At 31.6% G+C, this 23,402-nt stretch carries 22 protein-coding genes; 15 read left to right on the top strand and 7 right to left on the bottom strand.

Features of this window, described 5'->3' with window-relative positions; all coding sequences use genetic code 11:
- Positions 1 to 7: 7 nt before the first annotated feature.
- Together Q4Q34_RS11880 and Q4Q34_RS11875 are read right to left on the bottom strand one after the other, a co-directional pair.
- Positions 8 to 1,045: an RluA family pseudouridine synthase gene (locus Q4Q34_RS11880; RefSeq protein WP_303318087.1), complete on the bottom strand. Its 1,038-nt coding sequence runs from the start codon at positions 1,043 to 1,045 to the stop codon at positions 8 to 10.
- Between the two features lie 35 nt (positions 1,046 to 1,080).
- The gene (locus Q4Q34_RS11875) at positions 1,081 to 1,635 is read right to left on the bottom strand and encodes a PASTA domain-containing protein (RefSeq protein WP_303318088.1); all 555 of its coding nucleotides are present in this window, start codon (positions 1,633 to 1,635) and stop codon (positions 1,081 to 1,083) included.
- 176 nt (positions 1,636 to 1,811) lie between these two features.
- On the opposite strand from Q4Q34_RS11875, the gene Q4Q34_RS11870 reads away from it, so the two are divergent.
- The 4 genes from Q4Q34_RS11870 (at position 1,812) to Q4Q34_RS11855 (ending at position 4,428) form a co-directional block, all read left to right on the top strand.
- Entirely contained in the window at positions 1,812 to 2,798 is a 987-nt protein-coding gene (locus Q4Q34_RS11870) for a D-alanine--D-alanine ligase (protein ID WP_303318089.1), read from the top strand.
- An 85-nt stretch (positions 2,799 to 2,883) separates the two neighbouring features.
- Positions 2,884 to 3,339, top strand: a complete 456-nt coding sequence (coaD, locus tag Q4Q34_RS11865) for a pantetheine-phosphate adenylyltransferase (RefSeq protein WP_135878293.1) — start codon at positions 2,884 to 2,886, stop codon at positions 3,337 to 3,339.
- A complete protein-coding gene (locus Q4Q34_RS11860; RefSeq protein ID WP_303318090.1) occupies positions 3,336 to 3,806 on the top strand; it encodes a hypothetical protein in 471 nt (156 codons plus the stop codon). The genes coaD and Q4Q34_RS11860 overlap by 4 nt, the downstream gene beginning before the upstream one ends.
- A gap of 175 nt (positions 3,807 to 3,981) precedes the next feature.
- A complete protein-coding gene (locus tag Q4Q34_RS11855; RefSeq protein WP_303318091.1) occupies positions 3,982 to 4,428 on the top strand; it encodes a HEAT repeat domain-containing protein in 447 nt (148 codons plus the stop codon).
- A gap of 54 nt (positions 4,429 to 4,482) precedes the next feature.
- Here the strand turns inward: Q4Q34_RS11855 and Q4Q34_RS11850 are convergent, their stop codons facing one another.
- Both Q4Q34_RS11850 and Q4Q34_RS11845 read right to left on the bottom strand, forming a co-directional pair.
- Complete coding sequence (locus tag Q4Q34_RS11850) at positions 4,483 to 6,096, bottom strand: SulP family inorganic anion transporter (RefSeq protein ID WP_303318092.1); 1,614 nt, start codon at positions 6,094 to 6,096, stop codon at positions 4,483 to 4,485.
- A gap of 116 nt (positions 6,097 to 6,212) precedes the next feature.
- Positions 6,213 to 6,578 carry a hypothetical protein gene (locus Q4Q34_RS11845; RefSeq protein ID WP_303318093.1) on the bottom strand — a complete coding sequence of 122 codons (366 nt, stop codon included), beginning with the start codon at positions 6,576 to 6,578 and terminating at the stop codon, positions 6,213 to 6,215.
- Positions 6,579 to 6,744: 166 nt separating this feature from the next.
- Between Q4Q34_RS11845 and Q4Q34_RS11840 the strand changes: the two genes are divergently transcribed.
- The 3 genes from Q4Q34_RS11840 (at position 6,745) to Q4Q34_RS11830 (ending at position 12,302) form a co-directional block, all read left to right on the top strand.
- On the top strand, positions 6,745 to 8,487 hold the full coding sequence (locus Q4Q34_RS11840; RefSeq protein WP_303318094.1) for a M14 family metallopeptidase: 1,743 nt from the start codon (positions 6,745 to 6,747) through the stop codon (positions 8,485 to 8,487).
- A gap of 337 nt (positions 8,488 to 8,824) precedes the next feature.
- Positions 8,825 to 9,868: a DUF4249 domain-containing protein gene (locus tag Q4Q34_RS11835; protein WP_303318095.1), complete on the top strand. Its 1,044-nt coding sequence runs from the start codon at positions 8,825 to 8,827 to the stop codon at positions 9,866 to 9,868.
- Positions 9,869 to 9,890: 22 nt separating this feature from the next.
- Positions 9,891 to 12,302: a TonB-dependent receptor gene (locus Q4Q34_RS11830; protein WP_303318096.1), complete on the top strand. Its 2,412-nt coding sequence runs from the start codon at positions 9,891 to 9,893 to the stop codon at positions 12,300 to 12,302.
- Positions 12,303 to 12,326: 24 nt separating this feature from the next.
- Here Q4Q34_RS11830 and Q4Q34_RS11825 read toward each other — a convergent pair whose 3' ends face one another.
- A complete protein-coding gene (locus Q4Q34_RS11825) occupies positions 12,327 to 12,908 on the bottom strand; it encodes an NUDIX hydrolase (protein WP_303318097.1) in 582 nt (193 codons plus the stop codon).
- Positions 12,909 to 13,039: 131 nt separating this feature from the next.
- Between Q4Q34_RS11825 and pyrE the strand changes: the two genes are divergently transcribed.
- On the top strand, positions 13,040 to 13,684 hold the full coding sequence (gene pyrE, locus Q4Q34_RS11820) for an orotate phosphoribosyltransferase (RefSeq protein WP_303318429.1): 645 nt from the start codon (positions 13,040 to 13,042) through the stop codon (positions 13,682 to 13,684).
- 24 nt (positions 13,685 to 13,708) lie between these two features.
- On the top strand, positions 13,709 to 14,104 hold the full coding sequence (locus Q4Q34_RS11815) for an SRPBCC family protein (protein WP_303318098.1): 396 nt from the start codon (positions 13,709 to 13,711) through the stop codon (positions 14,102 to 14,104).
- On the opposite strand, the gene Q4Q34_RS11810 is transcribed toward Q4Q34_RS11815, so the two are convergent.
- On the bottom strand, positions 14,101 to 14,832 hold the full coding sequence (locus Q4Q34_RS11810; protein ID WP_303318099.1) for a biotin--[acetyl-CoA-carboxylase] ligase: 732 nt from the start codon (positions 14,830 to 14,832) through the stop codon (positions 14,101 to 14,103). The two genes, Q4Q34_RS11815 and Q4Q34_RS11810, sit on opposite strands and share 4 nt — an antisense overlap.
- 93 nt (positions 14,833 to 14,925) lie before the next feature.
- On the opposite strand from Q4Q34_RS11810, the gene rsfS reads away from it, so the two are divergent.
- The 6 genes from rsfS (at position 14,926) to Q4Q34_RS11780 (ending at position 19,706) form a co-directional block, all read left to right on the top strand.
- Positions 14,926 to 15,297, top strand: a complete 372-nt coding sequence (gene rsfS / locus Q4Q34_RS11805) for a ribosome silencing factor (protein WP_303318100.1) — start codon at positions 14,926 to 14,928, stop codon at positions 15,295 to 15,297.
- Positions 15,298 to 15,306: 9 nt separating this feature from the next.
- Positions 15,307 to 17,247: an ATP-dependent zinc metalloprotease FtsH gene (gene ftsH / locus Q4Q34_RS11800; protein WP_303318101.1), complete on the top strand. Its 1,941-nt coding sequence runs from the start codon at positions 15,307 to 15,309 to the stop codon at positions 17,245 to 17,247.
- 121 nt (positions 17,248 to 17,368) lie between these two features.
- On the top strand, positions 17,369 to 17,977 hold the full coding sequence (locus tag Q4Q34_RS11795; RefSeq protein WP_303318102.1) for an LUD domain-containing protein: 609 nt from the start codon (positions 17,369 to 17,371) through the stop codon (positions 17,975 to 17,977).
- A 1-nt stretch (position 17,978) separates the two neighbouring features.
- A complete protein-coding gene (locus Q4Q34_RS11790; protein ID WP_303318103.1) occupies positions 17,979 to 18,800 on the top strand; it encodes a phosphatidate cytidylyltransferase in 822 nt (273 codons plus the stop codon).
- A complete protein-coding gene (locus Q4Q34_RS11785; protein ID WP_303318104.1) occupies positions 18,790 to 19,440 on the top strand; it encodes a phosphatidylserine decarboxylase family protein in 651 nt (216 codons plus the stop codon). The genes Q4Q34_RS11790 and Q4Q34_RS11785 overlap by 11 nt, the downstream gene beginning before the upstream one ends.
- Complete coding sequence (locus Q4Q34_RS11780) at positions 19,440 to 19,706, top strand: acyl-CoA-binding protein (RefSeq protein ID WP_303318105.1); 267 nt, start codon at positions 19,440 to 19,442, stop codon at positions 19,704 to 19,706. The genes Q4Q34_RS11785 and Q4Q34_RS11780 overlap by 1 nt, the downstream gene beginning before the upstream one ends.
- 537 nt (positions 19,707 to 20,243) lie before the next feature.
- Here Q4Q34_RS11780 and secDF read toward each other — a convergent pair.
- On the bottom strand, positions 20,244 to 23,231 hold the full coding sequence (secDF, locus tag Q4Q34_RS11775) for a protein translocase subunit SecDF (RefSeq protein ID WP_303318106.1): 2,988 nt from the start codon (positions 23,229 to 23,231) through the stop codon (positions 20,244 to 20,246).
- Between the last annotated feature and the right edge of the window lie 171 nt (positions 23,232 to 23,402).

The following is a 23,402-nucleotide window of genomic DNA, read 5'->3' as shown; positions in this document are numbered from 1 at the left end:
TAAAACATCACTCTAATTCCTGATGTTTTGAATAGGTTTTCCATTTTTCAATACATTGCTGCATATCGTCAGGAATTGGGGTATCAAACTGCATGAATTCTCCTGTTTTAGGATGTGTAAACCCTAAAGTTTTGGCATGTAATGCCTGCCTTGGCAATACTTTAAAACAATTCTCTACAAACTGTTTGTATTTAGTAAAAGTGGTACCTTTTAATATTTTTTCACCACCATAGCGTTCGTCATTAAAAAGCGTATGCCCAATATGCTTCATATGCACACGTATTTGATGTGTACGCCCTGTTTCTAGCTTACAAGATACTAAAGTAACATATCCTAAACGTTCTAAAACTTTATAATGGGTTACAGCTGGTTTGCCTTTATCGGCTTCATCTCCTAGAAAAACAGTGTTTTGTAATCGGTTTTTGGGATGACGACCAATGTTACCTTCAATAGTCCCTTCATCTTCTTCAACATTCCCCCAAACAATAGCGACGTACTCACGCTCACTGGTTTTTTTAGCAAACTGTAACGACAAATGTGCCATAGCATTTTCAGTTTTAGCAACGACCAAAAGTCCACTAGTATCTTTATCTATTCTATGTACCAACCCTGGACGTTCACTAGAGTTATTAGGTAAATTATCAAACCTATAAATTAAGGCATTTATAAGTGTTCCTGAATAATTACCATGTCCAGGATGCACTACCATTCCTGCGGGCTTATTAACAACTAGAAGTTCATCATCTTCATAAATCACATCAATAGGAATATCTTCTCCAACTAATAAGTTTTCGTGTGGTGGGTGCGTAAACAACACTCTAATGTTGTCTAAAGGTTTTACTTTATAACTAGATTTAACAGTTTCATCATTAACAAAAATGCTTCCGTTTTTTGCTGCTGCCTGAATTTTGTTTCTGGTAGCGTTTTCAACAAAATTCATCAAATATTTGTCTATACGTAAAGGTGTTTGCCCTTTATCAACTGTAAAAGCATAATGTTCATAAAGACTATCTTCGTCTGGTAATTGCGGTGTATAATCGTCCATTTTAGTAAAATTAGATATTAATAGACCGCTTAATTTCAAGGTCGTTTGCCATTCCCTAAAACTAAATCTATTTTTGAGGTTTTTGCCAATTTATCGCCCTCTTTAATAGATTTTCCCTTATAACTCATCTTTAATACGAGGTCTTTACCAATATTATTTTCGTAAGTAATTTTACCTACATGAAACCCTAGGGCTTCTAGCATAGGTTTCGCCTGTCTAAAGGTACGTTCTTTTAAGTTTGGAACTTGTATTTTTCTGTATCCTGATGGGTTCAGGGTTAAGTATATTTTTCTATTCTCTTTAACTTTTGTTCCTGCTGGTGGTTCCTGCTCGATAACCGAAAACTTAGGGTAATCTGGATTAAAATTTGCTGAGTCCTGAATTTGCATCACCAAATTATTCTCTTTTAATTCAATATTTGCAACACTTATAGATTTACCTGTTAAATTTGGAACCGTTTCAAAATCACCATGATTTGTTGAAGATTTCAACCATTGAAGCATTATAAAACATAATACAAATACAGCTACTAGCGCTAATAAAATTTGTTTTAAAAATGTTTTACTGGTAAGGAATTTAAATAGACTCATTTATAAATTTTTCGATAAGGCAAATATATAAAAACAGAACTGTTTTTTCTTTTGCAATATATATGATATTTTAGCTTAGCAGATATTATCTTACAATAGATACGTTTTATTATCTATTTTTAGACGGATTTAATCACAATTAAAATGCTTTTCGCTGTTGCGGAAATAAAAGAAATATGCCTACAAAAAAAAACATTGCCATTATTATGGGTGGCTTTTCAAGTGAATATAAAATCTCTTTAAAGAGCGGGAACGTTGTTTACGAAACATTAGATACTACAAAATATAATACGTATCGTATTCATATCTTTAAAGATAAATGGGTTTATGTAGATGCTAATAACGCTGAATTCCCTGTAAATAAAGACAATTTCTCTGTTCGGGTTGCCAATCGTGTTATTACTTTCGATTGTGTTTTTAATGCTATTCATGGTTCTCCTGGTGAAGATGGGTTTATACAAGGGTATTTCGAGTTACTTAATATGCCTCATACTAGTTGTGATATGTATCAAGCCGCTTTGACATTTAACAAACGTGATTGCCTGAGTGTTTTAAAACCTTACGGTATTAAAACAGCAACTTCTTTTTATCTAAATCTAGGAGACACCATTAACGAAGATGATATAATTAATAAAGTGGGGTTACCTTGTTTCGTTAAAGCTAATAAAGCAGGAAGTAGTTTTGGAATAAGCAAAGTAAATAAAAAGGAAGATATATTAAATGCTATAGATATAGCTTTTAAAGAAGATGACGAAATTATCATTGAATCATTTTTAGATGGTACCGAAGTCTCGGTTGGGGTTATTACCTATAAAGGAGAGACTAAAGTATTACCTATTACTGAAATTGTAAGCGAAAATGATTTTTTTGATTATGAAGCCAAGTATTTAGGAAAATCTCAGGAGATAACACCTGCAAGGTTAAGTAAAGAGGAAGAAGACAAAGTTACTTTTCTTGCAAAAGAAGTTTATGAAGTCCTAAAAATGAAAGGCTTCTCACGTACTGAATTTATTTTTAAAGATGGTGAACCTCATTTGCTAGAAATGAATACAATACCTGGGCTAACAAAAGAAAGCATTTTACCACAACAAGCTGCTGCTGCTGGTATTTCGTTAGCTGAATTATTTGACAATGCTATAGAAGAAGCTTTAAAACAAGCATAACATTCAAAAAGATGACGACTTAACTTCATTAGATTAAAAAAATAATAAGTTTTGAAGATTAAATAAAATTTGTAACTTTAAAAATATGAAACGAGCCATATTCCCTGGATCTTTTGATCCTATCACATTGGGACATTATGATATTATAAAACGTGGTGTGACTCTTTTTGACGAAGTGATTGTGGCCATAGGCATCAATGCTGATAAAAAATATATGTTCTCATTAGAGGAACGCAAAAAATTTATTGAAGAGACTTTTGCTGATGAACCAAAAATCAAAGTGGTTACCTATAAGGGGTTAACAGTAGATTTTTGTAAAGAAATTAATGTAGAATTTATTTTACGTGGACTTCGTAATCCAGCAGATTTTGAATTTGAAAAGGCAATAGCTCATACTAACCGTGACTTAGCACCTATTGAAACTGTATTCCTTTTAACATCGGCAGATACATCCTATATAGCTTCTTCTATTGTTAGAGACGTTATAAGAAATAATGGAGATTATACAAAACTTGTACCTAAAAGCGTAAGAATTAAATGAAACTAATCTGGACAGCTAGTTTATTTATTATAGTTATTTTCAATAGCTACAGTCAAAAAAACTTAAATGATGAGAACAAAGCCACTATCTCTCTCGAAATTAAGCAAATGTTTGACAGCTTTCATAAAGACATTACTGAAAATGGTTTAGAAAGTGAGTTTAAATATTTAGATGATTCTTCAGATTTTTTCTGGGTCCCACCTGGATACAAAGAGACTTTAGACTATGATGCTATAAAAAACATACTAATTGAAAATTCTAAAGTTGTAAATTTTATTGAGTTCACTTGGGAAAGTATAAAAATAGTTCCCTTAACAAATGAAATAGCAAACTATTCAGGCATTATAAAATGTGTGCAAGTTGATAAAGACCTTAATCCTGTAACGTTTAAAATAATTGAATCTGGAACATTAATTAAACGTAAAGGTGGATGGAAGTTCTTAAATGGTCAGTCTAGAATCTTATAGTTGATTGAGCTCATTTTTATTTTCCCTTAAATCATCATTTTATTCCTTTATTTGTCATTTTTATTATTTAGCAGCGATTAATTTCTATAATACGTAAAAGACTAATGTAGTCGTTTTTTAGTAACAAATTTTAGTTATTCTATACTAATAAGTAAACAATGACTTCTAACAATTCATGCTACAAGGAATTAAATACATACTTATTAAGTTAAAACTTTTTCAGCCTTCTGAAAGAGATATTCAAACATGGATATCGACAAAAAAGGTTAAAAGAATAGAGTATGTACTAGAACATGGTAATTACAAAACTAGAAAATTAGCAGCTGAAGCTCTTGGTAAAACAGGTTACGCATCTTCAATTCCAATACTTTTGAGAACTATTAATGACAATGTGCATAATGTATCTATTGCAGCCTTAAATGCGCTTGAAAGTATTGGTTCTGATGATAAATTAGGAACAACTATTATTAAAAAAAGATTCGATTGGGTAAAAGACAAGCGCGAAAAAGACGCTAAACTTGAAGCTAGTAAAGGGAAAAAATATAAAATTTACAGATGGGAGCGTGCCAGTAAAAAGTCTTTTGATCGTGTAAAAGAACAATTAAAAAGACCTATGAGATAGTGAAAAACTCCTAACTCCTAACTCCTAACTCCTAACTCCTAACTCCTAACAATACTACAACTTATACTCTGAAAGCCCTTTGGTGAATGCCTCAGGGTTTTCGGCTAAATGATAACGCGGATCGTCAATATCTTCTACTATAACTTCTCTAAATTTTGGACTAGATTTATATAATAAGATTTTACAATCTTCACTTAAGTGTTTTAGCTTTATCGTTTTCCCTTCTGCTTCGTACTTATTAACTAAATTAAAAATAGCTTCTATAGCAGAATGATCACTTATCCTAGACTCTACAAAATCTACCTCTACTTGTTGTGGATCATTTTTTACATCAAATTTTTCATTAAAAGCGATTATAGATCCAAAAAACAAAGGTCCCCAAATTTCGTATATTTTAGTACCGTCCTCACGCATACGTTTTCTGGCTCTAATACGTTTCGCATTTTCCCAAGAAAATACTAAAGCGCTTATAATAACACCAGCTATTACTGCAACTGCTAAATCAAAAATAACTGTCAATGAAGATACCGCTATTAAAACAATAACATCTGTCACCGGAATTTTATTTAAAATCCTAAAACTACTCCAAGCAAATGTACCTATTACCACCATAAACATAACGCCTACTAAAGCAGCAATTGGTACTTGTTCTATAAGACCAGATGCAAATAGAATAAAAGCTAATAAAGCTAGTGCTGCAACAATACCGGACAATCTACCACGTCCACCTCCTTTTATATTAATAAGTGATTGCCCAATCATAGCACAACCTCCCATACCACCAAATAATCCAGTAATAATATTTGCGCCTCCTTGCGCCATACATTCTCTATTAGTATTTCCTCGCGTATCTGTTAATTCGTCAACAAGGTTTAATGTCATTAAAGATTCGATTAAACCAATAGCCGCTAATATCAAAGCATAAGGCCCAATAAATCTTATCGTTTGCCAATTAAATGGCACTTTACTAAAGATCTCTGTTTGGAATTGTGGTAAGCCTCCTTTTAAACCTTCACCACCACCATCGCGAATAAAACTACCCACTGTTGCTACATCGAAATTACCAAAAATGGCAATAGCAGAGACTACTAAAATAGCAACTAAGGCTTCTGGTAATTTTTTAGTTATTTTAGGTAAACCAAACATAATTCCCATAGTTAAAACGACAAGAGCTAACATAGTCCACATTTGTGATCCGCTAAACCAATCACCATTAACATCCTTGAACATTTTTAGTTGTGCTAAAAAAATCACGATAGCTAATCCATTAACAAATCCCATCATAACTGGATGAGGAATCAATCTTACAAATTTTCCAAGTTTTAAAATACCTGCAAGCATTTGTATAAATCCCATTAAAATAACCGTAGCAAATAAGTAATACAGACCAAGGTTTTCTCCTTCTGTCCCAAAAGCATTTCCTTCTGCAACTAAACTTACCATGACCACGGCCAAAGCCCCTGTCGCGCCACTAATCATACCTGGGCGACCACCAAAAATAGCCGTAATTAAACCTATCATAAAAGCAGCATATAAACCAACTAATGGGTCTACTCCAGCTACAAAAGCAAAAGCTACAGCTTCCGGTACTAAAGCTAAAGCTACTGTTATTCCACTTAAAATATCGTTTTTAGCATTCGCTGTACGCTTTCTAATAAATTCTGTCATGGTTTATTTTTTCAAGGTGCAAATTTACACTTAAAATACAGAGAAGCAATGAGTAATCTTTATTTTGATAGAGAATAACGATAAAAATACCACATAAAATACTGTAAGTCAATAAATTAATTTTCATTAATCCACATTAAAGCTTCTTCCCTATCTTGAAACAACTTAACATTCTTATCGGTATTTCCATTAATACTTAATAATGTTTTAGTAGACATTAATGCACCACTAGTACCAATAACGATTGCTAATGCTTTTATTCCTTTTAAATGCGCAATCTTTCTTTGGGCTTGAAATGTATAGCTATAGGAGTGTTTTTTATTGACTAATAGTGAAAACGGAGCTTCTAAATTATTTAATAAAAAATCGTGAAGTTCAACAACTTTTATTTCGTCCATTAAAATCCCCTCATTTGCAATTATTTCTGCTAAATTGTTTCTTATGATAAAAATAGTACCAAAAGATAACTTATAATTTCCCATAATAAAAATCATTTTTGAGAGATTAATAAAAATACAAAAAAACTTCAAAAAATCACCTTTTTAATAATCACGAAGGGTAATACTTACATTTTAAATATAGTTATTTTTTTCTAATTTTAAGTTTTTTAAAAATATCTTTATAGAATAATTCTTGATTTATTAAAACATGAGGTTAATACTTATCTCCCTAATTTTTTGCATTTCTTGTACGCATTCAAATAAAAAACCAACATATAATTTTGAAACACATTTCGAAAAATCGAAAGGATTAGAGACTGGAACGTATCAACAAACTATAGCATTTTATACACGTTTGGCAGAAGCGTATTCAGAAATTTCTATACAAACTATAGGAGAAACAGATTCAGGTAAACCTTTACACATAGTAACTCTTAACCCAAATAAAGAATTCGATTTTCCGAAAATTCGTAAGAATAAAAAAAATATACTGTTGATAAATAACGGTATTCATCCTGGAGAAAGTGATGGTATTGATGCAACGATGATACTTTTCAGAGATATTGTTCAAAACAAAATTAAAACCCCAAAAGAAACCGTATTGGTAACTATTCCTATTTACAATGTTGGTGGTAGCCTTAATAGAAATTCAACTACTCGAACCAATCAAAACGGACCAAAAGAATATGGTTTTAGAGGAAATGCAAGAAACTATGATCTAAATCGTGATTTCATTAAATGTGATACTAAAAATGCAAAAACATTTACTCAAATTTTTCATTTGGTAAAACCAGATGTTTTTATTGACAACCATGTGAGTAATGGTGCAGATTATCAATACACTCTTACGCATTTATTTACACAACACAATAAATTAGGAGGTGATCTGGGTGAATACATCCATAATCGTATGATGCCTAAACTTGAACAAAAACTGGCATTAAAAAAATGGGATATGACACCTTACGTTAATGTTTTTAATGACGTTCCAGAAAAAGGTTTTTCTCAATTCATGGATTCTCCTAGATATTCAACAGGCTACACGACATTGTTCAATACACTTGGCATGATGGTAGAAACCCACATGCTTAAACCATACAAACAGCGTGTTGAGGGTACTTATGAACTTATGAAAAGTATGATTGAACTCATAGAAGAGGATCATATTGAAATACAACAGAAACGACTTCATTTAAAAGAACATTTTGATAACCATACAAAAACCTACCCGCTTCTCTGGGAAATCGACACAACAAAAACTACAGTTTTAAATTTTAAAGGTTTTGAAGGCGAACTAATTACAAGTAAAATAACAGGAACTAACCGATTAAAATATAACAGAAATAAGCCATTCACCAAAAAAGTTAATTATCAAAACTATTTCAAACCTAGTTTAGAAGTTAAAGTTCCTCGCGCTTATATAATACCTCAAAGCTGGCATAAAATTATTGAGCTTTTAAAACTGAATGAAGTAGAGATGACTACTCTTAAAAAAGATTCAATAATTGCAGTTGAATCGTATAAAATTAGTAATTATGACACTCGAAAAACACCTTATGAAGGCCACTATCAGCATTATAATACTAAACTTATTAAAACCGAGAAAGAGGTCCATTTTACAAAAGGTGATTTTATTATTTATACACACCAGAATGCACTTAGGTATTTATTAGAAACCCTAGAACCACAAGCACCAGATTCTTTTTTTAACTGGAACTTCTTTGACTCTATTTTACAGCAAAAAGAAGGATTCTCACCTTACGTATGGGAGGATAAAGCTTTAGAATTGCTAAACAACAATCCTAAACTAAGAGAAGCTTTTGAGCTTCGCAAAAAAGACATCAAGGAATTCAACAATAATTGGTATCAACAATTAGATTGGATACATAAGCAAAGTGAACATTATGAAAATACCCATATGCAATATCCAGTGTACAGAGTAAATAAATAACTAATTAGGCAAAAAGCACCACGAACTATCTCCTAATATCTTCTCATAAATTTCAGTCCTGCCTTTTGTTTGTTTATTAAGCTTAAAACAGGCGATTCACACCTTTCGTTTTTCAAATCAACTTCCTGAAAATATAAAACCCTACAACAAATTTAACAAAAGATATCTCAAATGGTCAATAAAAAATGTTTTAAATAACTATAAATCAAAAGATTATATTTTAAATCAAAGATTTAGCTCAAACTATAGGTACAACTTCCTTCAGATTATTTACCTAACTTAAATCCTTAATTTACGAATATTTAAACGAATAAAATCATCACATAATATATTTGAAATGAACGTTTTTTTTTCAAAAAATCATTTGTATTGGCTTACAGTAATCTTTCTTTTAGGATGCATAGAACCTGAAACTCCAGAATTCAATTTTAAAGAAGGTCTTATATATATAGATGCATTTGTCTCTACTTCACCAGAAGAGTCTTATGTAAAAATTTCAGAATCGGGTTTTAAGTTCAATAAATTTGTAAATGATTTTCTTCCAAATGTAGATGTCAGATTTAAGAATACAGAAACAAATGTTATCATCCAACTTACCGAAGAAGACGGTATTTATTTACCTCTGGAAGGTTTTCATGCTTCTGTAGGAGATACTTGGGAGTTATTAATAACACTTCCAGACGGAAGAAATTATCAATCATTACCTGAAAATATCATTCAACCTGTAGGTTTCTCAAATTTAAAAGCCAATTATAGCTCCGAGTTACTTTTTAGAGAAGGCTTTAACAGTTTTATACCCGGTCATTCTATATCTGCGGATATCAATAACCCAACCAATGAAAAAAATTTTTACTTCTGGACTTATAAGCTTTTTGAAGAGATTAGGCTTTGCCCACCAAAGGCTGGAGGTAGTTACTTAATTTGCGAGACAGATTGTTGGAAAATAAGATTCTATGAAAATATAAAACTCTTTTCTGATGAATTTAATAATGCTGAAACAATAAATGCGGTGCCTATAGCTGATATTCCGTATTATGACAGAGGTGATATTCTGGTAAAAATTCATCAATATTCTCTATCTGAATCTGCATACAATTATTTTAAAGTTATAAAAGATCTTATAGATAATAATAGTGGAATTAATGCACCTCCTCCAGTTGCCTTATCAGGAAACTTATTTAATCCAAATGATGATGATGAATTTGTTCTAGGAAGGTTTACAGCAGCTTCCACTTCAACTAAACACATTTTTATTGACCGTTCGGATATTACTGAAACTCCAATAGGACCTTTACCCATTGTTCGATTCCCGATTTTAGAAACAACTCCCTGTACAGAAAATCGATTTAGAACCTCAATTGAGCCTGAGGGGTGGCAATAGTAATAACATTAAATAGTTTATAATGAAGAATGTATGCGCTCTTTTTTTATATTTTTTACTGTTCATGTCATCAGCAAACGGACAAATTTCTAAATATAACTTAACTTATAAGGTTTTAGATAGAAATACCGGTAAGCCCCTTGAAAATACACAAATTTCCATAACACCCTGTAATTGTGGAGGTATTACTGATAATAATGGTATATTTTCTATAGAATTGCCAAAGAATACGTATTCAATTACATTCTCATATATAGGATACAAAGAATACACTGAGCAAATTGTATTAGATAAAAATAGTTTTCTTAAAATTACACTTTCTGCAAACGAAGAAAAGCTATCACAAATTCTGGTTTTAGCTAAAAAAGCAAATGACAATATAGAGTCACCACAAATGGGGGTCTTACAATTGAGTTCACAAGAATTAAAAAAATTACCAACGGCCCTTGGAGAAATTGATGTGCTTAAAGGGATGACCTTGTTGGCTGGCGTTAGTAATGCAGGAGATATTAGTAATGGACTTTCTGTAAGAGGGGGCTCACTCGATCAAAATCTAATACTTTACGACCATGCTCCAGTTTTTAATCCTACACATCTTTTTGGTCTATTTTCCGTTTTCACACCAGACGCCATCTCTTCCTTAAATTTATATAGAGCTAATATTCCTTCCAGATATGGAGGTAGAGTAGCCTCTGTACTTGACATAAAATCTAAAAACCCTTTTACCAATAAATTTAAACTAAGTGGAGGGTTAGGCTTGGTATCTAGCAGGTTATTAGTTGAAACACCCATTATAAAAGACAAACTAATGGTTATTGCTGGTGCCAGAGCTGGTCTTACTGATTTTTTATTACCTATTGTCTCTAAACGACTTAAAAACACGAAGGCTAAATTCGGGGATGCGACCTTAAAACTATTATACCTCCCTACAGAAAAAGACCAAATCTCTTTTACAGGTTTTTTTAGTAAAGATTTTTATCAGTTAGACCTTGTATCAAAAGTTGAAAATGTCAACGCAGAAAGTAACCAGTATGATTTTGGGATTTTAAATGGAACTCTCAACTGGATCCATTCATTTAATGAAAATACAAACCTTAAAACAGTATTAGTCAGCAGTAAATATACTCCGAAAATTATTTTTCCTGAATTTGAAAGTGATAATAAGATTGAATACCAGTCCAGAATTAACTATTTAAGTCTTATTTCAGAATTTTCTAAAAAAGTTAAAGACAATTTTGATTATTACGCAGGTATTCAGGTAAATCGCTACAAAATTGAACCTGGCGATTTAAACCCAGGGAGCTCGACTAACATCAGACCTGTATCCTTACGTACCGAAACGAATTATGAAATGTCCAGTTATTTTAATACAAACTGGAAACCTAATAATTCTTTATCAATATCAACAGGACTGCGATACAATCATTCTTTATTTGTTGGTCCATATAACCTGGCGAAATATAATGAAGTAGGCGAAATAATTGAAACTGAATTCTTTGAAAAAGGTAAAAAAGTTAAATCTTATAATAGCTTGGAACCCAGATTAGGACTCTCTTACAAAATAAATAAAAACACCTCTGTAAAAGCTAGTTATGCCAAATTGAATCAGTACCTTCAAAATGTTTATAATACGACAACACCTTTACCTACCTCCAGATGGAAAACCGCAGATAGAAATATTAAACCTCAAACAGGAAACACATATGGCTTAGGTTTTTACAAAAACTTCAACAACAATAATATCGAAATGAGTATAGAAAGTTATTATAGAGAAACGAATAATGTTCTTGCTTATAAACCAGGGGCAGATTTTTTTCTTGAAGAATTTTTAGAACAGGATGTTATTCAAGGTAAAGGGAAATCTTATGGAATTGAGCTTAGTTTAAAAAAAACCAAAGGAAAAATAAACGGATGGTTCAATTATACATGGTCCCGAAGTCAGCTAAAGTCTTTTAATGAAAAATTAAGCGATAGAATAAATCAAAATGAATGGTATCCTTCAGACTTTGATCGGCCTCATGTATTTAATGGTACTATTAATTTTGAAGGTAATAAACAGCATACATTTAGTTTTAATTTTACAGCGCAATCAGGAAGACCTTATAGTGTGGCTAATAACGTTATTGAAATCGAAGAAATCGAAATCCCAATATTTTTGGAACGTAATAATGCCCGCCTTCCTCTTTACCATAGATTAGATTTTTCCTGGAATATAAATTTTAATAAATACAAAAGAAATAAACGTTGGCTAAATGATTGGACATTTACAGTTTATAATTTATATGCCCGTAAAAATCCGTTTAATATTTATTATGCGCAACGTAATAGTACACGAGATACTTCTGTTTTTTTAGATAGCCCATTAGGTTCATATAGCCTTTCAGCGTTTAATAGCCCATTGTTTTCGTTAACTTACAATTTTAAGTTTCAATAAATAAGTTATAGTATTTAATGATTTCTAAATCAACAACTTAATATTAGCATAAGAATTTACAAGAGCTTCTTTTGCTTGATTTTGGTTTAACCATTCAACCTTTGTAATGCCTTCTTCTTCTTGACCATATAAATTACCATTGAAATTAGTTTTCATTTCAAACCAATAAGTGATTTTTATCTTATGTCTGCCATTACGTTTAAAAATATGGTAGGTAGTTTCTAAAGGTTTTGTTATCTCTAATCCACCAACTCCAGTTTCTTCAGACACTTCCCGAATTGCTGTTTTTTCAATAGTTTCATTACCTTCTACCTTTCCTTTAGGCAAATCCCATTTATCATTTCTGAATATAAATAAGATCTCATTATTCTTGTTATATACTTTGCCTCCACCAGCTATTACATTAGGTAATTTTTTTAAGAATTTTTTTAGAAGTTTATCTTCATTTTTATGAATAAGCCGAACTTCATTTAATGAAGTTGTATTAAGCTCCTTAATAACTTTCCCAATATTTACTGTATCGATTAAATAGTTTTTAAAGTTGATTTCTTGTTCAACTTTAGTTGTTAATATTATAGGTTTATCCCCCACAAAAACTTTATACATACTTTACAACTAACAATTAGAATATGGTAAAAGTATTATTTTTAGTTACAATCTAGTCATTGTTGAAAAAAATATTTTTATTCGTGAAGCAACTCATAGCTAAATCTAAATTTATATGTAATTTTGCCAACATGATTTTTAATAAAGACACCGCCAAAAAAACTGCTGAAGTTTTATTACAGATTAATGCTATAAAACTTAGTCCAAAAGAGCCATTTACTTGGGCTTCTGGATGGAAATCGCCAATTTATTGTGATAACCGTATTGTATTATCATTTCCACTAATTCGAAATTATATTAGTGAAACGATGAGTAAGTTTATTGAAAATAAATACGGTAAACCAGATGCCATTGCTGGTGTTGCAACTGGAGCCATAGGAATAGGCATGCTAGTTGCAGATTATTTAGGTTTGCCTTTTATATATGTAAGACCTGATGCTAAAGGACATGGCAGAAAAAATCAAATAGAAGGTTTTATTGAAGGTGGACAAAATGTTGTTGTTGTTGAAGACTTAATAAGCACAGGAAAAAGTAGTTTAAATGCTGTAAAGGCTTTAAAAGATGCTAAGATAAATGTAAAGGGGATGATTGCCATTTTTACTTACGGTTTTGATGTTGCTACCGAAAATTTTGAGAAGGAGCAAATTGAATTACAAACACTTAGCAATTATGAAAGCTTATTGGAACAAGCTTTAGACACAAATTATATTTCAGAAAAAGAATTAAAAACACTATCTGAATGGAATAGCAACCCTGCAGAATGGAACGCTAATTGATATACCCTTACTAAAATAAAAATAATGAATTTAGAATCTCCAAAAATTAACGTTGGTAAATCCCCTCAAGAAGTATTTGATTTTTTATCTGATGTTAAAAATTTCGAAGCTTTAATGCCCGAAAATATTAGTAAGTTTGAAGTTTTAGAAAAAGACAAATTTTTATTTGCTTTAAAAGGTATGCCAGAAATTGTTCTTGAAAAGAAAGAAGCTATAGCACCGAATAAAATAGTTTTAGGAGCTGCTGGTGGAAAATTAGATTTTTCTCTTATTGGAAATATTACTGAAATAGACGAAACTTCCAGCGAAGTTCAATTAGAATTTACTGGAGAATTTAATCCAATGATGGCAATGATGATAAAAAGTCCTATTAGCAAATTTATTGAAACACTTGCTACCAGTATTCCCAATGCCATTTAGTATAAAAGGGTAATCGTTTTTAAATCAAACGCTTTTATAATATCGTCTTCTAGCAAAACCTGAAGATTTCCAGACTTGGAAATCCCTTTTATAAAACCAGAAAACACAATACCTTCTTCATCTTTAAATGTTGAGGGTTTATTTTTTCTAAACAAATAAACTTCATAGTCATTTTTTAAAAGATCATAATTTCCTTTTTCTAAAAGAAGAAAATAATGTTTTAAGTTTTTTAAAACTTCATGAACTATTTCATCTAAGTCAAAAACTTTTCCAGATATAATTTTTAAAGAAGAGGCCTTGGGTAAATTATCAAATTTAGTTTGATTTACATTTAGACCAATACCAATTACTGAGGCTTTAATACTATTTTGTTTTATGACATTTTCAATTAAAATGCCACAAATTTTTTTGTTTTCTGACAAAATGTCGTTTGGCCATTTTACACTTAATCGGGGAATTGAAAAAAATTGTAACGTCTTCAACAACGCTAAAGAGGTAACAACACTTATATAAAAAGGATGCTCTAAACATAGCTGAGATACATTTTTAAAAACGCTAAACGTTAGGTTTTTAGACGCTTGCGAATCCCAAACCGTCCCCATTTGTCCGCGTCCCTGTGTTTGTTTTTTTGCTATAACAGTCGTATAATCATCTATAGTTTCCTCTGCGCTAAGCTTTCGTAAATAGCTATTTGTGGAATCGATGGCATTAAGTTTGACTATAAGCATATAGAGGTTATTATGACACTAAAAAATCTTATGATTATTTTAAAGTATAAAGAACTAAAAAAATAATAACTTTGCATAAATTAAATAAAATTAATGGCGAAAGAAAATATAAGCGCAGACCAATTAATATCTGTAATAATAAATGGCATTGAAGATGTTAAAGGTAATAAAATAAATATCCTAGATTTAAGAAAGATTGAAAATACGGTTTGTGATTACTTTATAATTTGTGAAGGTACTTCAAATACACAAGTAAATGCCATAGTCAATTCAATACAAAAAAAAGTAAGCAAAGAGCTTAAAGACAATCCTTGGCATACCGAAGGGGTCGATAATGCCGAGTGGGTATTAATAGATTATGTAAATGTGGTAGTGCATGTGTTTCAAAAGCACATTAGAGAGTATTACGATATTGAAAGCCTTTGGGGAGATGCAAAAACAACAGTTATAGAAACCAGCTACTAAAAAAATCAGATGGCAAACGATAAAAAAAATTTAAAAGATAAAAAACCAAAATTTAGTCCATACTGGATTTATGGAATATTAATAGCTGTTTTCTTAGGCTTTCAATTATTTAGCAATGGAAGCTATCAAGATGGCAATATGACTACGCCTTCAGACTTTTTTAGGTTTTTAGAAGATGGCGATGTTGAAAAAGTTGATATTGTAAAGAATACACGTGTAGCTAGAGTTTATTTAACTAAAGATGCTGAGGCTAAAGAAGTTCATAAAAACTCGAAGCCAACAACACTTATCCCTTCTGCTACAAAACTACCAAACTATAAGTTTGAATTTGGTGATCTTCAAAATTTCGAGAATCGTTTAAACGAACTTACAAAAGATTTAGCGGTTAAACCTGTCGTAACCTTTGATACCGAAACCAACGATTGGGGCAACCTTTTAATGGGTATACTGCCTTTTATTTTACTTATTGGTGTTTGGATTTTTATCATGAGACGTATGTCTGGTGGAGCTGGTGGTGGTGCAGGCGGACAGATTTTTAATATCGGAAAATCTAAAGCAAAACTCTTTGACCAGAATACAGAAGTAAAAACAACATTCAAAGATGTTGCCGGTTTAGAAGGTGCTAAAGAAGAAGTTCAAGAGATTGTAGATTTCCTTAAATTCCCAGAAAAATATACAACACTCGGTGGTAAAATTCCAAAAGGGGCTTTACTTGTAGGACCTCCGGGAACAGGAAAGACTTTATTAGCCAGAGCCGTTGCAGGTGAAGCCAAAGTGCCTTTCTTTTCATTATCAGGTTCAGATTTTGTTGAAATGTTTGTTGGTGTTGGTGCTTCTCGTGTTCGAGATTTGTTTAAACAGGCCAAAGAAAAATCACCTTCTATTATTTTTATAGATGAAATAGATGCTATTGGTCGTGCCAGAGGTAAAAATGCTATGTCTGGTAGTAATGATGAACGTGAAAATACACTAAATCAATTATTAACAGAAATGGACGGTTTTGGTACAAACACGAACGTTATCGTAATCGCCGCTACCAATAGAGCTGATATTTTAGATAAAGCATTAATGCGTGCTGGACGTTTTGACAGACAAATTTTTGTTGATTTGCCAGATATCCGTGAACGTAAAGAAATTTTTGAAGTCCATTTAAGACCTCTAAAAAAAGCTAAAGATTTAGACACTGATTTCCTTTCAAAACAAACTCCAGGGTTCTCTGGGGCAGATATTGCAAATGTTTGTAACGAAGCGGCTCTAATTGCTGCCAGAAACGGCAAGAAAGCAGTTGATAAACAAGATTTTCTTGATGCTGTAGATAGAATTATTGGAGGATTAGAAAAGAAAAATAAAATTATTACACCAAGCGAGAAAAAGGCAGTTGCTTATCATGAGGCTGGTCATGCTACTGTAAGCTGGATGTTAGAACATGCTGCTCCTTTGGTAAAAGTAACAATCGTTCCTCGTGGGCGTTCATTAGGTGCTGCATGGTATTTACCAGAAGAACGTTTAATTGTTAGACCAGAACAAATGCTAGATGAAATGTGTGCTGCTCTTGGAGGTCGTGCTGCTGAAAAAGTAATTTTCGATAAAATATCTACTGGGGCGCTTAGTGATTTAGAAAAAGTAACTAAACAAGCCAGAGCCATGGTTACCATATATGGGTTAAGCGATAAAATAGGTAACCTAACTTATTATGATTCTGGACAAAGTGAATATGGTTTCACAAAACCTTATAGTGAACAGACAGCAGAATTGATTGACAAAGAAATTTCAGATATCATTGAAAAACAATACCAACGAGCTATCAAATTACTTGAAGATAATAAAGATAAATTAACAGAGCTTGCCGAAGTTCTTCTTGAAAAAGAAGTTATCTTTAAAGATAATCTTGAAAAAATATTTGGAGAACGCGCTTTTGAAAAAGAAGAACGTGAAAACTTAGACAAATAGCTTATTAGCATATAATTTTGTTAAGCTTTTAGTAAAAATCTTAAATTAATCGTATGGTTAATTTAAGATTTTTTATATTTGATAAACCTCAAAAAGAATTCTGTTAATAGCAATCACTTAAATGAGTCTTTTTAGAAAAATTTTTCGTTCAAAATCTGAACGGTCAGGTGAAGAATTAAAATCTGACGATAGAGGTAAATACATGCCGGAAATAAAACTACCAATAGACGAAAGGTTTACTATAAACTTTAAAGCTAATGGCGGTAAGTTCTTGTATTGTGAAAATTTAAACGAAGTGTTTTTTAACTTGGACCATATTCTTGAAGAAAATAACTGGAAAGAAAAAAAGGTTCTATTGTTTGATGAGAATTTAAAAAGTAAATTCAAAAACTCTAATCTCAAAGAAACAAACAAGATAAGTGAATCCACTTTTTTTTTAACAACATGCGAAAATCTTATTGCTAATGATGGATCATTACTCATCACTTCAAAACAAATTTTCGAAAAGAAACTTCCTGAGTTATCTGTAAACTTTATTGTGTTTGCCACTACAAGTCAAATTGTTGAAAATATTGGAGAAGGTTTACGCGGGATAAAATCTAAAAACAGGCAAAAAATACCAACTAATATTACAACCATAAAACATTTTAAATCTGGTGATGAAAAAGATTTTCTAAGTTATGGTAGCAGTGCAAAAAATCTATACCTACTACTTTTAGAAGATTTATAGAATGAAAGAAATTCTTATTCGGTCATTTTCTGGGCTACTCTATGTCTTGTTATTAATTCTATCCTTGAATTATGAACAGTCGTTAATCGCCGTATTTTTTATTTTCGGTTTAGTCTGCATGGGAGAGTTTAAAAGACTTATTCAACTTAAAAGCTACATTCCTTACATTATTTTCATTATACTTTATGCCATTTTCGGTTATTGGCAATCCGTATTAAATACCGATACTGGATTAGATGAAGCTACTCAAATACTTATGGTGGTTACCATTTTCGTTGAGTTATTTTTAATAAAAGATCTGTTTTCAGAAAAAACAATTCCTCTTTTTGCTTCAAAGCGATTTATTCTTACAACGTTCTATTTATCAAGTGCATTTGTATTCTTAATATTAATTGCAAATTACCATGAAAACTATAATCCAAATATATTATTAGGATCCTTTATTTTAGTTTGGGTGAATGATACATTCGCTTTTTTAGTTGGTAAAAACTTTGGAAGGCAAAAACTTTTTGAAAAGATTTCTCCCAAAAAAACAGTAGAGGGTTTTCTTGGTGGTTTATTTTTTTCGTGCGTGGCAAGCTATTTTATTGCTACCTTTACAGAAATATTGGGATTTACAAATTGGCTAATTTTAAGTATTATTATTAGTGTATTTGGAACTTTAGGAGACTTAATAGAGTCTAAATTTAAAAGACAAGCTAACGTTAAAGATAGCGGTGTAATTATGCCTGGGCATGGTGGATTATTGGATCGACTAGACAGTATCATTTTTGCAGCTCCATTTATATATTTATTTTTAAGAATTTTACAATATGTTTCATAAGGAAGGCCATAAAATTATACTTATAACTTTTATCTTTATTATTGCATCCTTTTTATTGGTTGACAATTTTATTGAAATTGAATGGCTAAGAATACTTATTTTAGTTGCTCTTCTAGCGTTTTTAATACTCATCCTTCAGTTTTTTAGAAACCCTAAACGCCATACTTCTTTAAATAGTAAACAAGTAGTTTCTCCTGTTGATGGAAAAGTTGTTGTTATTGAAGAAGTGTTTGAAAAGGAGTATTTCAAAGAAAAACGTTTGCAAGTAAGTGTGTTTATGTCTCCAATAAACGTCCATGTAACCCGTTATCCTATTAGTGGTAATGTTATTTTTAGTAAATATCATCCAGGTAAATATTTAGTGGCATGGCATCCTAAAGCAAGTGAAGAAAACGAACGTACTACAGTTGTTGTTGAAAATGAGACTTACGGTAAAGTCCTATACAGACAAATCGCGGGCGCTTTAGCTAAGCGTATTGTAAACTATGCTAAGCTAAATGATAAAGCGTTACAAGGGGAAGACTCAGGCTTTATAAAATTTGGTTCCAGAGTGGATTTATATTTACCTTTAGATACTAATATTAAAGTGCAACTTAATCAAAAAGTTCGAGGTGGTGAAAGTGTTATCGCTGAAGTTTAATGACCGATAAAGATTTAGACATAGAATTTCAAAATGCCGTTAATAGAGTAAATGCGCATACAGAACCTTTTCCTGCAGATACGCTTTTAAAGCTTTATGCCTACTATAAAAAAGCTACTAACGACTACGGTAGACCAAAAAGCAAGAAACCTATCATTAATGCTTTCAAAACTAATGCACTCTTTCAAGCTAAAAACATTAGTGAGGATGAAGCAAAACGCATGTATATAGAATTAGTGAACAACTATTTTTTATATAGAGAATAAATTAGCACATCATACCCCCTATTCGTTCAAAAAGAAATATCCTTCTTAGGAACAACAAGTAAAATAACTTGAGTTTTATTTAATAGCAAGTATATTTATTAGACAATAAACATGTTATGTTGCAATGTTAGGAGTTCAGTCGAAGTTTTAATTTTAATGAGCTTCTCCTTAAGATAACGTCAGTTCGACATATTATAAATTGATAATCAGACACTTAAAAGGTTTTAAAGAAGAAATCATGTCATTCCGACGAGGAACGAGGAGGAATCTCATCATGATGAGATGTCTCGTCACTCATGCTTCGCTCCGTCGACATGACAAACAGCTGTATTTCATTGGATTATATAAGATGTGTTTAATAAAGTTTACTCAAGTTAAGATAAGATTGTTTTAAATTGAAATCAGATTAAAATAAGGTAATTTTGATTGCTCAACTTTGGAATTTCGTCAATACCAAACCTAAACCCATTAAAACAAAAAGCCCATCAACAAAATGTTGACAGGCTTTCATTACGAAGAAAAATAGTTTGAGTTAGTTTATTTCTTCTTCTTATCTTCTAGTTTTTGAACTGAATCAAACATGATTGGTGTTGCAATAAATAAAGACGAATACGTTCCTACTATTACACCAACTATTAAGGCAAACATAAAACCTCTAATTGAATCTCCACCAAAAATAAAGATGGCCAATAATACCACTAACGTTGTTAACGACGTATTTAATGTTCTACTTAATGTGCTACTAAGCGATACATTTACAACACGGTTAAACTCCCAATTAGCATGATCATTAAAGAATTCACGAATTCTATCAAACACAACCACGGTATCATTTAATGAGTAACCAATAACTGTTAATATAGCTGCAATAAACGCTTGGTCTATTTCCATATTGAATGGCATAAACTTATATGTTAAAGAAAATATTCCTAATACAATTAATACATCATGGAATACTGCTGCAACTGCTCCTAAAGAGAATTGCCATCTTTTAAAACGAATTAATATATAAAGGAACACTACTATTAAAGACCCTAAGATTGCCCAGAATGACGCTTGTTTAATATCATCTGCAATGGTTGGGCTTACTTTATAGTACTTCATTAAACCAACGGTCTTAGAATCAGAATCACTAATAAAATCTTCATAAGACAAGCCTTCTAAATGAGATTGTAAGGCTTCAAATAATGATTTTCTAATAGCTTCATCAACCTCAGCACCAGTTTCATTTACTTTATATTTCGTTGTAATTTTTAACTGATTGGCATCACCAAAAGTTTTAGCATCAGCACTACCAAAAACATCTGGTTGCGATAAGGCATTTGTAATTTCTGAAGCGCTAACATCTTGTGCAAAACGCACTTGGTATGTTCTACCCCCAACAAAATCAACACCTTGATCTAAACTATTTGTAAACAAGGACCCTAAACTCAATAAAATAAAAGCTCCGGAAATGATATAAGCTATTTTACGTTTCTGTAAGAATTCAATACTTATATTTCTGAAAAGATTTTTTGTTACTGCTGTAGAAAAATCTAATTTACCATTCTTATTTGCGTACCAGTCTATTAACAATCTAGTAATAAATATAGCCGTAAATAAAGAAGTACCTATACCTATTAATAAAGTAGTAGCAAATCCTTTAATTGGCCCTGAACCAAATATGAATAATATTAACGCTGTTAAACCAGTAGTAATGTTCGCATCTAAAATAGAAGACAATGCATTACTAAAACCATCTTTAATAGCTTCTTTTTGACCTTTTCCTTTCGTAAGCTCTTCTCGGATACGCTCGAAGATAAGCACGTTTGCATCCACAGACATACCAATTGTTAATACAATACCTGCAATACCTGGTAATGTTAACACAGCTCCTAGTCCTGATAAAATACCAAAGATTAACAAGATATTTAACAACATCGCTGCATCTGCAAATCCACCAGCTTTACCATAATAAAATACCATCCATACCAATACTAATGCCAATGCTATTAAGAATGACATTGTACCACTATCAATTGCCTCTTGACCAAGCGATGGGCCAACAACTTCACTTTGAATAATATCAGCAGATGCTGGTAATTTACCTGCACGTAAAACGTTTGCTAAATCGACAGCTTCATTTAATGTGAAATTTCCAGAAATTGAGGAATTCCCTCCTGCAATAGGTCCAGTTGTAACACCTGGTGCAGAATATACAATATCATCTAAAACAATGGCTATTTGACTTTGTTGTGCATATGCTTTACCAGTCATATCTTCCCATATCTTAGCTCCTTTTGCATTCATTTGCATAGAAACTTCAGATCTGTTTGAAGCGTCAAATTGATTACGAGCATCTACAATAACAGCTCCACTTAATGGCGGTGTATTATCTCTATTACCTACTAAAGCATATAAATCAACTATTTCACTATCCTTTTCTGGTTTTCCAAAAACGAATTTAGCATAACGCTGTTCTGCTGGCAATAACGCTCTTACTTCTGGTCTGTTTAAATAATCAAGAAGTATTGCTTTATCTTTAAGTTCGAATCTTCCAATTACTGGACCTCCTTGATAACCTTGACCTCTGAATAAATCTAAAATAGGATTGTTTTCAGATGCTACCTCTGTAGAATCCGTTGTTGCATCTCCTAAAAGATCATCAATAGTGTCATCTTCAGCTGTCTCCCCATCTTGAGGTTCTTCTTCTTTTGCTACTTCAGCCTCAACAGATTCTTTTAAAAGTTCGTTAGCTTGTGCTAAAAAACCAAAGAATTGCTCTCCTTTATAAGCATCCCAAAACTCTAATTGTGCCGTGTTTTGTAGTAACTTAATAGCACGCTCTTTATCTTTAACACCAGGTAACTCAACTAAAATACGACCTGAATTACCAAGACGTTGAATAGTTGGTTGTGTTACCCCAAACTCATCAATACGTTTACGTAATACTTCAAAAGCTGAAACGATAGATTCATCTACTTTTCTTTCTATAACTTGTTTAGCTTCATCATCAGACATATTACTATTAATTTCGCCATCTAAATCTTTTGTATAAAAAATATCTGGTGATGCTAATTTTGTATCTCCTTTAATACGATCAAAAGCTCTGTAAAAAGATTCCAAATAAGATTCTTGTGCATCTTTTTGAAGCTCTTCTGCATCATCTAACGCTTTATTAAATGCTGGGTCTTTACTATTATTTGCTAAGCCTTCTAAAATATCTCTTACAGAGATTTGTAATGTCACACTAACCCCTCCTTTAAGATCTAGACCTAAAGGCATTGCTTTTTCTTTTACTTCATTGTAAGTGAACTTACCAATACCTAAGTTAAAAACGGTATCAGTCGCAATAGACTCTAAATAATTAACTTCTTCTAAACTTCTCTTAGCACGATAATCATCTTCCGTTTCGGGAATTTTATTAATTGCGATCTCCTCTGCATTATTTTCTATTTGACTTGCTTTAAATGTAAACGATAATTGATAAATACTTACCAATCCGAATAAAATAGCAAATAGTTTTACTAATCCTTTATTTTGCATTCTTCTATTATTTTTTCGGTCAAATTTTCTAAAACAAACAACAACATAGTTTGTTCTATAATTCGACAATTATTTTTTGTGATTCTCATAAGACCTTTTGTTGCTTTTTCCAATGTGTAAAAAAAGCCAAAGTCTTATAATATGTTTTTGTTTTTTGGGAAATGCTTTTAA

The organism is Flavivirga abyssicola, assembly GCF_030540775.2.
Taxonomy (GTDB): Bacteria; Bacteroidota; Bacteroidia; order Flavobacteriales; family Flavobacteriaceae; genus Flavivirga; species Flavivirga abyssicola.
This window is presented reverse-complemented; position numbering and strand designations above follow the sequence as displayed.

What these genes read in the sequence shown, in the direction of transcription:
- Q4Q34_RS11875 (WP_303318088.1), bottom strand. Translation starts at nt 1,635, where the DNA reads ATGAGTCTATTTAAATTCCTTACCAGTAAAACATTTTTAAAACAAATT.
- Q4Q34_RS11880 (WP_303318087.1), bottom strand. Translation starts at nt 1,045, where the DNA reads ATGGACGATTATACACCGCAATTACCAGACGAAGATAGTCTTTATGAA.
- Q4Q34_RS11830 (WP_303318096.1), top strand. Translation starts at nt 9,891, where the DNA reads ATGAAGAATGTATGCGCTCTTTTTTTATATTTTTTACTGTTCATGTCA.
- Q4Q34_RS11870 (WP_303318089.1), top strand. Translation starts at nt 1,812, where the DNA reads ATGCCTACAAAAAAAAACATTGCCATTATTATGGGTGGCTTTTCAAGT.
- Q4Q34_RS11790 (WP_303318103.1), top strand. Translation starts at nt 17,979, where the DNA reads ATGAAAGAAATTCTTATTCGGTCATTTTCTGGGCTACTCTATGTCTTG.
- Q4Q34_RS11835 (WP_303318095.1), top strand. Translation starts at nt 8,825, where the DNA reads ATGAACGTTTTTTTTTCAAAAAATCATTTGTATTGGCTTACAGTAATC.
- Q4Q34_RS11795 (WP_303318102.1), top strand. Translation starts at nt 17,369, where the DNA reads ATGAGTCTTTTTAGAAAAATTTTTCGTTCAAAATCTGAACGGTCAGGT.
- ftsH (WP_303318101.1), top strand. Translation starts at nt 15,307, where the DNA reads ATGGCAAACGATAAAAAAAATTTAAAAGATAAAAAACCAAAATTTAGT.
- coaD (WP_135878293.1), top strand. Translation starts at nt 2,884, where the DNA reads ATGAAACGAGCCATATTCCCTGGATCTTTTGATCCTATCACATTGGGA.
- Q4Q34_RS11780 (WP_303318105.1), top strand. Translation starts at nt 19,440, where the DNA reads ATGACCGATAAAGATTTAGACATAGAATTTCAAAATGCCGTTAATAGA.
- Q4Q34_RS11850 (WP_303318092.1), bottom strand. Translation starts at nt 6,096, where the DNA reads ATGACAGAATTTATTAGAAAGCGTACAGCGAATGCTAAAAACGATATT.
- secDF (WP_303318106.1), bottom strand. Translation starts at nt 23,231, where the DNA reads ATGCAAAATAAAGGATTAGTAAAACTATTTGCTATTTTATTCGGATTG.
- pyrE (WP_303318429.1), top strand. Translation starts at nt 13,040, where the DNA reads ATGATTTTTAATAAAGACACCGCCAAAAAAACTGCTGAAGTTTTATTA.
- Q4Q34_RS11860 (WP_303318090.1), top strand. Translation starts at nt 3,336, where the DNA reads ATGAAACTAATCTGGACAGCTAGTTTATTTATTATAGTTATTTTCAAT.
- Q4Q34_RS11855 (WP_303318091.1), top strand. Translation starts at nt 3,982, where the DNA reads ATGCTACAAGGAATTAAATACATACTTATTAAGTTAAAACTTTTTCAG.
- Q4Q34_RS11815 (WP_303318098.1), top strand. Translation starts at nt 13,709, where the DNA reads ATGAATTTAGAATCTCCAAAAATTAACGTTGGTAAATCCCCTCAAGAA.
- Q4Q34_RS11810 (WP_303318099.1), bottom strand. Translation starts at nt 14,832, where the DNA reads ATGCTTATAGTCAAACTTAATGCCATCGATTCCACAAATAGCTATTTA.
- Q4Q34_RS11840 (WP_303318094.1), top strand. Translation starts at nt 6,745, where the DNA reads ATGAGGTTAATACTTATCTCCCTAATTTTTTGCATTTCTTGTACGCAT.
- Q4Q34_RS11785 (WP_303318104.1), top strand. Translation starts at nt 18,790, where the DNA reads ATGTTTCATAAGGAAGGCCATAAAATTATACTTATAACTTTTATCTTT.
- Q4Q34_RS11825 (WP_303318097.1), bottom strand. Translation starts at nt 12,908, where the DNA reads ATGTATAAAGTTTTTGTGGGGGATAAACCTATAATATTAACAACTAAA.
- rsfS (WP_303318100.1), top strand. Translation starts at nt 14,926, where the DNA reads ATGGCGAAAGAAAATATAAGCGCAGACCAATTAATATCTGTAATAATA.
- Q4Q34_RS11845 (WP_303318093.1), bottom strand. Translation starts at nt 6,578, where the DNA reads ATGGGAAATTATAAGTTATCTTTTGGTACTATTTTTATCATAAGAAAC.